The sequence below is a fragment of the Sporosarcina sp. FSL K6-1540 genome, assembly GCF_038620285.1.
Lineage (GTDB): Bacteria > Bacillota > Bacilli > Bacillales_A > Planococcaceae > Sporosarcina > Sporosarcina psychrophila.
The window spans coordinates 847,505-860,886 of record NZ_CP152018.1 but is presented as its reverse complement, the minus strand read 5'-3'; the positions used below and the strand labels follow the sequence as shown (position 1 = coordinate 860,886).

12 protein-coding genes are annotated in these 13,382 nt (G+C 36.4%); 2 read left to right on the top strand and 10 right to left on the bottom strand.

Annotated elements, in window-relative coordinates:
* Positions 1 to 464: 464 nt before the first annotated feature.
* Entirely contained in the window at positions 465 to 1,394 is a 930-nt protein-coding gene (locus tag MKY15_RS03830) for a DMT family transporter (RefSeq protein ID WP_342539031.1), read from the bottom strand.
* 145 nt (positions 1,395 to 1,539) lie between these two features.
* Here MKY15_RS03830 and MKY15_RS03825 point away from each other — a divergent pair, with 145 nt between their 5' ends.
* Positions 1,540 to 2,418 (top strand): LysR family transcriptional regulator, encoded by an 879-nt coding sequence (locus tag MKY15_RS03825; RefSeq protein WP_342539030.1) that lies wholly within the window; start codon positions 1,540 to 1,542, stop codon positions 2,416 to 2,418.
* Between the two features lie 661 nt (positions 2,419 to 3,079).
* The gene (galU, locus tag MKY15_RS03820; RefSeq protein ID WP_187045773.1) at positions 3,080 to 3,967 is read left to right on the top strand and encodes a UTP--glucose-1-phosphate uridylyltransferase GalU; all 888 of its coding nucleotides are present in this window, start codon (positions 3,080 to 3,082) and stop codon (positions 3,965 to 3,967) included.
* A gap of 203 nt (positions 3,968 to 4,170) precedes the next feature.
* Here galU and MKY15_RS03815 read toward each other — a convergent pair whose 3' ends face one another.
* From MKY15_RS03815 to MKY15_RS03775, 9 genes are all read right to left on the bottom strand, one after another.
* Positions 4,171 to 5,700 carry a hypothetical protein gene (locus tag MKY15_RS03815; RefSeq protein WP_342539029.1) on the bottom strand — a complete coding sequence of 510 codons (1,530 nt, stop codon included), beginning with the start codon at positions 5,698 to 5,700 and terminating at the stop codon, positions 4,171 to 4,173.
* A gap of 96 nt (positions 5,701 to 5,796) precedes the next feature.
* Positions 5,797 to 6,846, bottom strand: coding sequence for a glycosyltransferase family 4 protein (locus MKY15_RS03810; protein WP_342539028.1), 1,050 nt, complete (start codon positions 6,844 to 6,846; stop codon positions 5,797 to 5,799).
* 3 nt (positions 6,847 to 6,849) lie between these two features.
* On the bottom strand, positions 6,850 to 7,641 hold the full coding sequence (locus tag MKY15_RS03805; protein ID WP_342539027.1) for a glycosyltransferase family 2 protein: 792 nt from the start codon (positions 7,639 to 7,641) through the stop codon (positions 6,850 to 6,852).
* The gene (locus tag MKY15_RS03800; RefSeq protein ID WP_342539026.1) at positions 7,619 to 8,839 is read right to left on the bottom strand and encodes an O-antigen ligase family protein; all 1,221 of its coding nucleotides are present in this window, start codon (positions 8,837 to 8,839) and stop codon (positions 7,619 to 7,621) included. Before MKY15_RS03800 ends, MKY15_RS03805 begins: the two co-directional genes overlap by 23 nt.
* Positions 8,820 to 10,289: an oligosaccharide flippase family protein gene (locus tag MKY15_RS03795; protein ID WP_342539025.1), complete on the bottom strand. Its 1,470-nt coding sequence runs from the start codon at positions 10,287 to 10,289 to the stop codon at positions 8,820 to 8,822. The genes MKY15_RS03800 and MKY15_RS03795 overlap by 20 nt, the downstream gene beginning before the upstream one ends.
* Positions 10,290 to 10,296: 7 nt before the next feature.
* On the bottom strand, positions 10,297 to 11,292 hold the full coding sequence (locus MKY15_RS03790; RefSeq protein WP_187045768.1) for an NAD-dependent epimerase/dehydratase family protein: 996 nt from the start codon (positions 11,290 to 11,292) through the stop codon (positions 10,297 to 10,299).
* Positions 11,293 to 11,316: 24 nt separating this feature from the next.
* Positions 11,317 to 11,868 (bottom strand): sugar transferase, encoded by a 552-nt coding sequence (locus MKY15_RS03785; protein WP_187047985.1) that lies wholly within the window; start codon positions 11,866 to 11,868, stop codon positions 11,317 to 11,319.
* Positions 11,869 to 11,970: 102 nt separating this feature from the next.
* Positions 11,971 to 12,609 (bottom strand): CpsD/CapB family tyrosine-protein kinase, encoded by a 639-nt coding sequence (locus MKY15_RS03780; protein ID WP_342539024.1) that lies wholly within the window; start codon positions 12,607 to 12,609, stop codon positions 11,971 to 11,973.
* A complete protein-coding gene (locus tag MKY15_RS03775) occupies positions 12,590 to 13,336 on the bottom strand; it encodes a Wzz/FepE/Etk N-terminal domain-containing protein (RefSeq protein WP_342539023.1) in 747 nt (248 codons plus the stop codon). Before MKY15_RS03775 ends, MKY15_RS03780 begins: the two co-directional genes overlap by 20 nt.
* Between the last annotated feature and the right edge of the window lie 46 nt (positions 13,337 to 13,382).

The following is a 13,382-nucleotide window of genomic DNA, read 5'->3' as shown; positions in this document are numbered from 1 at the left end:
TTATACAAATTGGTTGAATTATTCGTTGTTGTTTGTTGCAGGTACCGAATTTTAAAGTTGTCCAACCAACTAGGCCAAGTGTCCAACGAAAGCATTAAAGTGTCCAACAAACAGAGAGGTTTCCAACGAACACTTCGAAGTGTCCAACAAAAGCCTGAAGGTGTCCAACCAACTAGGGCAAGTGTTCAACGAAAGCCTTAAAGTGTCTAACAAGCAGAGAGGTTTCCAACGAAACCTTCGAAGTGTCCAACAAAAGCCTGAAAGTGTACAACCAACTAGGTCCAGTGTCCAACGAAAGCCTGAAAGTGTCCAACAAACGGAGGGGTTTCCAACAAACATTTCGAAGTGTCCAACAAAATCCTGAAGTGTCCAACCAACTAGGTCAAGTCTCCAACGAAAGCATTAAAGTGTCCAACAAACAGTGAGGTATCCATTGAATTCTATCTTGTCTAGACACCTGGCACCTATAATCCGCTCTCCCTAGAGCGACTCATTGTATATAAGAAAATTCTTCTCCCCAATAATTTCTTTAAATTGATCTCCGCGGCAAGTACCCCGAATAGCACCAGGACAGCCCCTACATAACCTTTATTTGTAAGGATTTCACCTACGAAAATAAAAGCAAAGAATGCTGCAAATACAGGCTCTAATGAAAAAATCAGACCAGTACGTGTAGGTGTTGTATGTTTTTGGGCTACAGCTTGGCCAATAAATCCAACTGCACTGCACAGAATGCTTAATGCCAAAATCGCACTCCATGACTCGACGTTGCTTGGAAGTTGTGGTTTTTCAAATAAGAGTGAAAAGAGAAGTCCCCATGCACCTGCAACCCCAAGCTGTATGATCCCAATGGAGATGGCATCCACATTTTTTGTTGCTTTCCCTGTAACGATGATGTGAAGGGCATAAAATAAGGCACCTAAGATGCACAAGAAATCGCCAGCATGGATGTGGAATGTCTGGTTTAACGTTAAAAGACCGATTCCTGTAATCGAGATACACAAGCTAATCATCACTCTTTTTTTAGGTTTCTTTCGAGAAAAGAGTGCTACTAACAAAGGAACAAAGATAACCGCGAGACTAAATAAAAATCCGGCATTTGAAACTGAAGTCGTTTTTAAACCGATCACTACAGCGGAAGTGCACAAGAATAACAACGATCCGAGTAAAAATCCATATGTGATCGTTTTACCATCAATTTTCAGAAGGCGTCGATAAAATACGAGCGCAGCTACAAGAAAAGCAATCCCAAAACGTAATGCAATTAGGTTATACTCTTGAATCGAATGGAGGCCCATCTTCATAAACAAATAGGATGCACCCCATAACATTGTCACCATGACCATCATCAAGTCCGCTTTTACTTGTGTGCCCCTACTTATTGGATTATCCATCTTACACCCTCCAGTTCCATTCATTGTGCCAAAATTCAACGAAAGTTATTGATTGTTTTTTAGTATACATGTTAAGTTTAGATAATAAAAATGAATGTTTTTAAGTTATTAGATGAATAAAATTCATGTAAAGGGAGTGGGGAAGTTGTCACTGGTCAAGTTTGAAATATTTAGCACTGTTGTAGAATCAGGGAGTCTCAAACAAGCAGCAGAGATCCATGGGTTAACGCAATCCGCCGTGAGTCATGCAATTGCCAGCCTTGAATCCGAATGGGGATTTACAATCTTGATTAGAGGACGTGCGGGGATCAAGTTGACTAGTAATGGAGAACGCGTATTAAGGCATATCCATGAAATGTTAAAGTGGAATGAACAAATGATGCAAGAAATAGCGAATATTAAGGGTCTTGAAATTGGCACCGTCCGCATTGGAACTTTTTCGAGTGTTTCCGTTCAATGGCTACCAGAAATCCTGAAAAGTTTTAATGCAGATTTACCTGCTATCGAAATCAAGTTGTTAGAGGGGGATTACGATACGCTTGAGCATTGGATCGCTACGGGTATGGTTGATTTTGGGTTTGTCTCACTACCGACTTCGAAGTCATTTGAAGTGATTTTCTTAAAAAAAGACCGTATGTTGTGTATTCTTCCTGACGATCATCGACTCGCAAACCAACAGGAGGTCAGTTTTGCAGACCTTAAAGAAGAGATGCTAATTATGTCCAAGAAAGGGAGCGATAATGACTTAAAGCGCATTTTTCATGAAAACAATGTAACTCCTCATATTAAATTTGAACTTGCGGATGATCAAGCAATCATTTCAATGGTTCAAAATGGGATGGGAATTAGTATTCTTCCTGAAATGGTTTTGTACCGTGTTCCGCATAATGTACGCATCCTGAGCTTGGAAGGAGAACATTATCGTTCCATCGGTATCGCAGCCCCATCCTTCAACACGATTTCTCCGGCAGCTAGAAAATTTATTGAATATATGAAGGCATGGTTGAACAACTCCCACCGCTAAAGTGGTGGGAGTTCTAGGTACTCATGAAAGGTACCAATTACTAACTGCATTCTGAATTTCCTGGGTACCTATTATGTTAAATTGACTTAATCATATGGAAGAAAGTCGGGATGTTTCATAATGACGATTTGACCCCATTTTAACCATGAAATGGCGGTCGAATTTTAATTTTGGATCGAAAATAGGGTATAATTATTTTGAGGTTTTTTCAGTTATAGCTTGAATTTCAGGTACCTAGACGAGTATAAAAAGAGTGACCGTGAAAAAGATGTAATTGTGTGTGAACGATGATACTAATAAAAGGTCTAACCCAGAATGCGTATCTGGATTGGACCTTTTTAATGTCCATTTTTTCTTTAAAACTTAAATACTAGTAATGCCAATTTGGAAAAATGTGAACGTATGTCGGAGAAGTGAATAAAATTCGTTCAATATAATGGCTTTGGTTCAATTGATGCAGTTAATCTGTTCTCATACCGTACAACTTCGCATAGAGTGTTGGTAACGGTTGCGCGGATTCATTCGTAAAATAAGGAATACTTGAAAGCAGCTATTGATGAAGCGGAAATAATCGTTATTAGGCTGAGCAAAAAATTGTAATAAGAAAAATAAAGTCCAATGTGACATACCATTAATTTTTACTGGAAAATGGGAGGGAAATATGAAAACTGTAAAAAAGGTCATTATACCTGCGGCAGGTTTAGGAACTAGGTTTCTTCCTGCTACGAAGGCCATGCCGAAAGAGATGCTTCCTATAATAGATAAGCCTACTATTCAGTACATTGTTGAGGAAGCAATCGCCTCTGGAATAGAGGACATTATTATTGTAACTGGTAAAGGTAAAAGAGCGATTGAAGATCACTTTGATCATGCGTTTGAATTAGAGGCAAATTTAGTGAAGAAAGAAAAGTTTGACTTGCTTTATAAAGTAATAGCGTCATCTTCTATAGAAATTCATTATATACGACAAAAGGAACCATTGGGGCTAGGTCATGCAATTTGGTGTGCCCGGAAATTTATTGGTGATGAACCATTTGGTGTTCTTTTAGGGGATGACATTATCAAAAGTGATACCCCAGCTTTGAAACAATTAATTAATCAATTTGAAAAAACAGGTTCGAGTGTATTAGGTATACAGGAAGTTAACGAAGAAGACATACACAAATATGGTGTAATTGATCCTGTTTCCATCGAATCCAACCTGATAAAGGTAAGAAGTTTTATTGAAAAACCTTCAAGGAATGAAGCCCCATCAAATTTGGCAATAATCGGACGTTACATCCTGACTCCGGAAATATTTCAATTTTTGGATGAAAAAAAGATTGGCAAGGGTGGAGAAATCCAATTGACTGATGCTATCGAGCAGTTAAATACTATGCAGGATGTTTATGCCTTTAAGTTTGAAGGCAAAAGATTCGATGTAGGGGATAAACTTGGGTTCATCGAAACTACATTAGATTTTGCTTTGGACCGACCCGAATTGAAAGACGGAGTCCTTGAGTTGATGGGTAAATTTATCAATGAAAACAAAGTGAAGATTACGCTATGATTAGGCAGTTAACTGTAAGCAATGAGCAAAATCGCTGACAGTGGACAAGCCAATATAGTAAATCAAGTGTCCTACTCAATTATGTGGAGCTTAATAAGGCGGTAAGTAAGGCTTAAAATAGTTAACCTACTTAGTGTCTGTAAATTAACATTCTCTTTTTAGGGGGGCTTTCACAGCATTTGTTCTGTCAAGATTATATTGTTTCATAGCTTTGAAGTGTTAATTTGTCCTTGGTCATTAATACTCACTTTCCATTTAGTTCCGTTCGGAGAAACTAACTTCACGGATTGCCCTTTTTGTAGTTCTAAATCTCCATATAATGTACCGCCTGTAGTTGGCAACCAAGAGGCACCATGTTGTAATGATGATTTAGCAAATATCCGATTAATACGAAATCGTTTGTGCTCTTGCGTGTAACCGCTTAGTGTTAACTTAACTTTATATAACGTAGCTGCTCTTACCTCCGAAATAACAGTGTTTCCGACATTAAATGGGACATTTTTAGCCACTATCCATGGTCCATTTAAACTTTGTTGGTATTCAATTAACACATGGCTCGGACTTTCATTCCATCCAAAATAAATACCAAAGCAATTCAGCATTTTAATTGGCTGTTTTGAAAAGTCTAATTCGATGACAACTGGCTGGGAACTAGGCACATCCAAGTAATTCACGCTTTGCTCATCTAGTAAGTTAAAACAATTATTTATAGTTCCTCCATAGGGGGCTTTACCCAAAAGTTGACGTACAGTATATCGGACATGTGCATTTACTAATATATCATCTTGGTTCCCAACCAGATGTGCTTTCCCTAATGCAAGAGGGGGATATACAGGAAGGGATTCTTCATGAGGTGACGTGTAACGATTGTATTGACCAAGATCTAGAATGGATGTGGAAACTTGATTCGAGAATAGGTAATTATGATGAGAAATGGAGGAAAATTCAATGACAAGTGGAGGATCATCCATACGGTTGGTATCCCAAATCAATCCTTCAAATACATTATAGGCACCCGAGCAGCGGATTACCTTTTTTGTTTGTTTCCGGCATTGAACTTGGATATCGGTAAAGGTGTTACCAGAAATTTCATATGGTAAATCACTATTTCCGTCAATCTCTATACCATACTGACAACCATCTATATAAATAGAGTGGAAGGAGTTCGCATTAATCCAACACGGGGTATTTATATTTTGAAGTTTTTCTGTTTTAAAATAGAGGGCCGTATGAAAGTTTGTGATTTGTATGGAGTTTGCTTTAAAGAAGCTGATGAAATCCCATGCATTTTTACAGTATAGTTGAATGGCTATACCCTGGTATGTTGTTGTACGGTTTATAATATTTATATCGGAAATAGAAGTGTGATTATGAATCTCTATTTGTTGGGCACCAGAAAGGAAGATAACAGTTGAATTAAAGCTATTATCCATGATTTCAATCGTTCCACCCGAGATTGAAGCATCTTTTTGAAGCTCAAACACTTGGAAATCACCTTTGACAAGTAATGTAACTGTAGAATCAATTTCGAGACTTACATTTGACTTAATGACAATGGGGGAGGAAAGGATATATTGTTTCTTCCCTGTGATGACAACTTTTGAGTGATTATTAGCTATACAATTATTAATGGCTTCTTGAATGGCTGGGGAATTGTCTGCTAAATTTGGATCAGCTCCAAAACAATCAATATTAACAACATCTCTATTCTGGCAGTCTTCAGAGTCCATCATTTTAAAACACTCCTTTTCTAGTGGGGTGTTATAGAATATGCTTTTTAAAAAAAGATGCATAGGTATAAAAAAACAAACGAATGTATCGTTTGTTTTTTAAATTTGATAGGTTTTCAACGTAGAATGAATCATAGTAGAAAGAGAAAAAGATTCTTCTACTTTTTGTCTTGCTGTGCTTCCCAAGTCTTGTCTTAAATCCTCATTATCGTGGAGCATCATGATTTTTTCTGCAAATTCTTTTTCTGAATGATGTGAAATGAGAATCCCTGTTTCATGATCTATAATTGCTTCTTTAATGCCACCAACATCTATAGACACGATCGGCGTTCCTGTAGCCATTGCTTCAAGGACAACCATTGGAAAAACTTCTCTGAAGGATGTTAGGAGTAGCAAGTCCATATTGCAAATAAATTCATATGGATTGGAAGCCTGACCTAAAACATTTATTTTATGGCTTAACTTTAGCTTTTTTATCTCTTTTTCGACAAATTCCCTCTCAGGTCCATCACCCGCAATGTGAAACGTAAAGTGGTCCATATTCCTTAATTCATTGGCAATAGTTAAGAATAGTTTATGGTTTTTTTCTTTTGATAAACGAGCTAAGATTCCGATATTGAATGTTTTCTGAGCTTGCTGTGGTTGAAAAGGAAATTGATCCAAATCGACTCCATTATAAATGGTCCGAATAAGTTCTTTCCTTACTCCAAGTTGTTGTAAGTTCTCCGTTTCAAAATTGCTAACCGAGATAATTTGATCAACATGCCGATTCAACACTTTTTTAAAAAGGAAGGGAATCTTTTTTTCAAGCATTGTAACATTATGTTTGGTATAGACCAACTTGATTTCTCTGTTGGTAATTTTCTTTATTGCGATGGAATAGAGCAACATTCTTAAACTATTTGCATGAATGACATCAATGGCCTTTTGAATTACTTGTTTTCTCAGTGTCTTTAGATTACCGAGGTGATTTTTTAAGCTTAAAGGAATAAAGTTACTTTTATTATGAATTTGATTGTACATCTCTCCAGCTGCGGCTGCTGAGTAAAACGTCATGTTTTCATCCTTGAGGTGGTTTTCCAATTTACAAAAATACATCTCGGCACCACCTGTTATGAGTTTATCAGTTAGTAGTAGAACAGTGTACATTCTTTATTTACCCCCATTTGGTAAAGACACTTTGTTTTTATTGTATGCATGATAGGCATACTTACCAAAGTAAAAGTTGGATTTTACAAGGTTTAACTTTTCTTGGCTTCGTAAGAGTTTCCAATATCGATAGGCAGCTTTGAATTTATTCCTTGAGGCGGAGTTACAAACAATACGATATCTTGATAAAACCTTTTGTAAGCCATATGCTTTATGCCCTTGCCGAAGTAACAACAACCATAAGGCAGTATCCTCAGGCTGAATATCTGGCATTTCTATCTGTTTAATTTGTTGTCTATCTAACATTACAGTTAGGCAGCCAATAATTGTATTTCCAATCAGATACTTATAATCCACTACTTTTGGTGCTTTTACTTCTATATCCATATGATTACCATCTTCATTAATCAACGAATAGGAAGTAAAGGAAAAAGTAAGATTCCCCTTTTGCATAAAAGCAACTTGTTCTTCTAATTTAGTAGGTAACCATAGATCATCGCTATCAAGAAACGCTAAATAATTTCCTGTGGCCATTTTAATGGCTGCATTTCTAGCCCTAGCTGCACCACTATTTTGGGTTAAGGAAATTAGTTTAATCCGTTGATCGTTTTTTACATATTGTTTAATTACATGGATTGAGTCATCCTTCGACTTATCGTCAACAATGATCATTTCCCAATGGGGATATGATTGGGCCTGAACGGATTCAATGGTCTCTCTTATAAATGTCAAGCTGTTATAAGAGGGAGTAATAATGGAGACCAACGGAATATTATCCTCTTGGGCGTTCATCATAAAATTCAGCTCCTTTTTTATCAAATACAGAAATATATTTGAAAGCCAGTGCTAGAAAAATAAAAAATGCTTCATTAATTATGAGGGACAGGGACACCATCTGTAGTGAAAAAGCGAAGAGTGTAAGTACGATGTAGGGGCTTTGTTTATGTAGCTTAGTCCTAAAGAAGGCGATAACTAGCATCACCAGAAAAGAACAGTAAAAAAGAAATCCAATAATTCCTGATTCCACCAAGATCTCTAGATACGTATTATGAACATATAGTTTCACATTATGATCAAATGCGTAGTAATCAGAAAAGTTGAAAGCACCAATTCCAAAAAGAGGATGTGCCATAAAATAGTTTAAGGCTTGACTCCATAATTCAAATCGGCCACTTCCTCCGTCAGTAGAAAAATCAGTGATGCGACTGGTGAAAATCTGATTAAAATCTACTTGAATGAATGACCCTGCAGCATAGAGAAACGCTAGGCCTAACAAAGAAACGGTCATCATTTTTATCTTTTTAGAAAAATTCACTAAAATCATATACAAAATGACAACTAGTATGAGAGCGACAATCCCACCTCTTGAAAAAGTAAGAAGGGAAGTAATTACACATAAGGTAAACCCGATTGAGTGTTTGAATCCCTTTAAATGCGTTAGATAATAAGAGAAGAACAATGTATTGAAAAAAATGAAAATATTTGGATCGTCAAGTAATCCAATAAGTCTTGGATAATCTCGGTCTACTAATAATCCATAAGAAATAATCTCAATACCTTTTGGTGATCCTCCTGTCACCTGCAACCCAATTAAGTACAATAACAGGCTAATGGCGTTAAAAACAATGCCAACAGTGGCAATAGAAGTTTCAATTATAGGAATCGAGGTTTGTTCCAGGATAAATCTCATGATGAAATAACAGCCAAGGATGAGAATTACGCCTAGAATGACCCGAATGCTTTCTTCTGGATACTGTGAAAAAGCACCACTTAGGCAATAGATAAAATAAAATAACAACAGTAAAACTTCATAATGATAGAGGGGACTAAAGTGAAAAAATCTGAAATAAATGCACAGGAAAAAGACCAGAAAAACCATATATATTTTCAATGAAAAACCGATAGACAAATTATATTTACCGAGTGTAATAAAAAGTAACAAAAGGAAGACTGGCCAGGTAGAGGTGTTTTTGTTAATGTGCATTATTTTCATCCTCTCGTTGTCTCCCGTTTGTTACATGGGATATTTCCTGTTGCTTTTTCTTTTTTATAAAGCCCTTGATTAAAGCTCGAGTCGACTTATCAAATAGATAAATCATCGCAGACACAGAGATGAAAGTAGTTAATATAGCCATAAAAGGGTACTTGGATAATAAATAGTGTAAAAGGATAAAACTTATAGAAAAGTATGAGCCATATGGAAGTATAACCTTGGTTAGAATCATATTTCTTGTTGGATGTGTCAGGATATACCCAGCAAATGATACAATTTCCATGGCTAAAACTGCAAAGGCTGCACCGACTACTGCATAGGAAGCGCTCAGATAATAGAGGGACATAACACCGATAGTAATGGTGATAAACTGTACAATAGTACGACGGTTCTGCAATCCCCGAGTCGTAAGGCCGTCTGCGATGGCAATGTTAAATCCTTGTAAGACGATAATGAAGGACAATATTTTTAAGGGTTGAACAGCAGAAGCCCATTCATCTCCGAACAAAATAGTGACTAAGAATCCAGCCAAATAGAATAAGGATGTGGTCATACATATCCCAATATAGGACATAATCTTCATTTGCAAAATAGTTAAACGTGTATGTTCTTCTAGCTTTCCTTGATTATAAGTCTTAAATAGCAAAGGGAAAAATGCACCTGCAATAACCCCTGGTACTTGGTATAAAGCAGAAGGAATCCGGTAAGCTACCGCAAAGAGACCTACAAGCGTTAGGGGGAGTGTCTTTTCTAAAACTAATGGACCTAATTGGGGAGTCAACATAATAAATAAACCACTTATTAAGAACGGACTAAGATTAGCTACCAACTGGTTTTGAAAAGGAGACTTCCATTTTACTTTTACATTTTTTTGAAGTAAATACAGGCTGTAAAGGCCGGCTATAAAATAAGAGAAACCGTATAAAAAGGCTGTCAAACGGACATCTACTTTTAAGGCCATGCACAAAGTGATTGAAACGATTAATACAATCGCCGAAAAGATTTTAATGGATGCGATGAACTGCATTCTTTCAGTTAATTGAAAATAAGTGATTCCTATACCTTGCATCATTAGGCCAATAACCATGGGAATCAGTAAGCTATACATCATATAAAGAATCTGTAGTTCTTGATAAAAGGTATGAATACCAACCGAAAAAACAATAATTGCTAAAAGTAAACAGACAACCCGGATCTTTATATAGGAAGAAAATGTATTGCTTAGGCTTTCCTTCTTCGATCCTTCTCGAAGGAACGTGTTACTTACTCCAAGGTCTGTAAAAAAGTTCATGATCATAGCAAGCGCAAGAGCCACACTAAATATTCCATAGTTCTTAGAGTTGAAAAAATTGGCCAATAGTATGAGCGTGGTAGCATTTAAGATATTGGCTAGAATTGTACTGTAGAATAAATGAATTATATTTCTAATTATCGAATTTTTCTTATTCACTTGTTTTTCACTCGATTTGAAGCAATACATTCGTAGATTGCATTGTTGTTGAAGGTTCTTCAAACGAGGCACTAGTAGGCTGATTTTGCTTAAGATAATATTCGTATGTATTCGCAAGACCTTCTGGTAGCGAATATACAGGTTTCCAATCTAACTTTTGGATACTCTCTTTATTACAAAGCAAGCTTTCTTTGATATCTCCACTTTTAGGTGTTTTGTAAATAGGATAGATATCATTTTGACTTAACGATTGAATAATGGCGTATAGTTGATTGATATTTGAACTAGTTGTTATTGAAATATTGAAGATGCCACTTCCTTGTAATCTAATGGCTTGAAGATTGGCACTTGCAACATCCTCTACATAGATAAAGTCTCTAGTTTGTAAACCGTCGCCATAAATAATGGGCTGCTGCTTGTTTATTACTTGATTAGTGAAAATTGAAATGACCCCGCCTTCACCACCTGCTGTTTGCCGTGGCCCGTACACATTACTATAGCGAAGTATTACATAGTCTAAATTGAATAATTCCTTTGCGAGTATTAAATAATCTTCAGCTGTTTTTTTTGAAACACCATAAGGAGATAAGGGTTGAATAGGGTGTGAGACTGGAATAGGCAGCACATTAGAATGTCCATATACAGCGGCAGAAGAGGCAAATACGATCTTTTTTACGGCATACTTCTGGGAAAGTTGGATGAGGTTTATTGTACCCATGATGTTGATTAGTGCATCATTCGAAATATCCGAAATGGAGTTTTGTATACTAACCTGCGCGGCTTGGTGAATCACATAGTCGGGCTTGAACGTCACTAATGCCTTTTCTAGCGACCCCTTATCTTCAATATTCCCTATAAAAACTCCGGCTTCTGAATGGACATTCTTAATAGATCCAGTGGATAGGTTATCATAAACGGCTACTTCATAATTATTATGAATTAATGTATCTACAATATGTGATCCGATAAATCCAAAGCCACCCGTTACAAGTACTCTCGGCATTTTCCAAATCCTCCATTTCGTCTTCTATCTAGCACCATTTCCAGTAAAAACAATTAACAATGTTAGTAACAAAATCTTGATATCCATAGCAAATGATTTATGCTGACTATAATATAAATCGAGAGTCAACTTCTCTTCAGGGGTTAAATCGTATCCGCCATTCACTTGTGCCCACCCGGTTAATCCAGGTTTTTCAAGTAAGCGGTTTTTAAAGGTAGGGAGGAACTTATCAATTTTTTTATAAAAATATTCTCTTTCCGGTCTAGGACCAATCAGTGACATATCCCCTTTTAAAACCATAAGAAGTTGAGGTATTTCGTCAATGCGGGTTCTTCGTATAAAAACGCCGACTTTTGTAACTCTAGGATCTTCTTTATTTGCCCACTGAGGGCCATTTTTTTCGGCATCTAAACACATAGATCGTAATTTTACTACTGTAAATGTTTTTCCGTTTTGACCCAGGCGTTGTTGAAAAAAGAAGGGATTACCGGTTGAGAAAATAGGGATTAGAATACAAAATATAGCCAAAATGGGGGATAGGAGAAGTAACAAAAATAATGATGTGATAACATCCATAGAACGTTTAAAAGCGTAATAGGCTGAGATCGATTGTGGTCTTGTTAGTAATTCTTCTTGTATATTAACCTTAAACTTTGAACTCAATGGTTCGCTTCCTTTTTAATTAATTAGTACCGTACCGGTTATTCCATATTTTGCACGTTCAAATTGTTTTTTTACACTTACAATCTTTTCTAACTTGTCTTTACCTTCTTTAATCACTAAAACAATACCATCACAATATTTTGCCGCGATTTGTGCATCAGGCGTGTTTTGACTATTGGATGTATGCAATAGGATGATATCAAAATGCTGTTTCCACACCTTAGCGAGGATAGGAAGGGTCTCTTTGGATAGCAAGGTCGATGGCTCATAATGGACTTCACCTGTTGGTAAACAGAATAGATAGTCAGTTATCAATATCGTATTATCGCTATGCTGGAGCTGTTCACCTAAAAGTAAGGATGTTAGACCAGATGAGTTATCAATCATAAACAGATTATGCAGCGAAGGTTCACGAAGATTACCATCTACTACTAACACGCGTTTTCCTTGTTCCGAAAATGCAAGGGCTAAATAGGCTGTAGCATTCACTATGGTTTTTGTTTGTGTAAGTGAAGTGACCATTAATAATGTTGGATTGACCTTGGTAAGGTTAGATTCAATATTGTTACAAATGGTATAAAACTGCTCTTTAATTTTGATATTCTTCGGCTTAAATGAATGTTTCTTCTTAAATTTAATAGTCAAAGTATTCACCGCGTTTCGCTGAGTTTAAGGTGTTAAAACGTGTTTTGCGTGTTTTTTTATTTCTATGAGTGTTTAAGTTCACTCTGCCTAACAAAGGAAGACCAAGTCGGTCAAGTTCACGATCACTAAAGGCTGTATCATCAAAATGTTCCCGAATAAGCGCCAATGCTATTCCGGTAAAAAAACCTAACACGATTGAAATGGCTATAATGAATTTAGGTTTTGGAAAAAGAAGCTCAGATTCTTCAATGACATTAGGATCGATTAGAATAGTAATCTGGTTTACGTTTGCAAAGTCTTTAAACTTAGTTATGGACTGATTTGCGACAGACAGTGCAATGGCTTTAGCTAACTCTGGGTTAGAATCTTTGACGGAAATAGTAATGATTTGTGAACTATCTCTATTGGTAACGGAAACTTGCTTTAGTAACTCATAATTTGAACGAGTTAGCTTTAACTCTTTTTTCACGCCCATCATGATTTGAGGGCTTTTAATAGCATCCATATAGGAAAGTGCGAGCTGTCTGTTTTCTTGCACTTTATTTATCGAGGTTTCCTTACTATCCATACTTAAAGATCCTGCCAGAACCTGAGTAGAGTATTGATAAGCAGGTTTCATTAGAAATAGAGTCGAAGCAATAATGAGACCAGCTGTACAAATTGCAATAAGTATTATGATTAAGAATCGTTTCTTTAAAATAAGAACTAAATCTTTTATCTCTACTTTTTCATTCATCATTATTACCTCTTTTTTGAGTTAGTAGGAGAATTTACACTCCTTC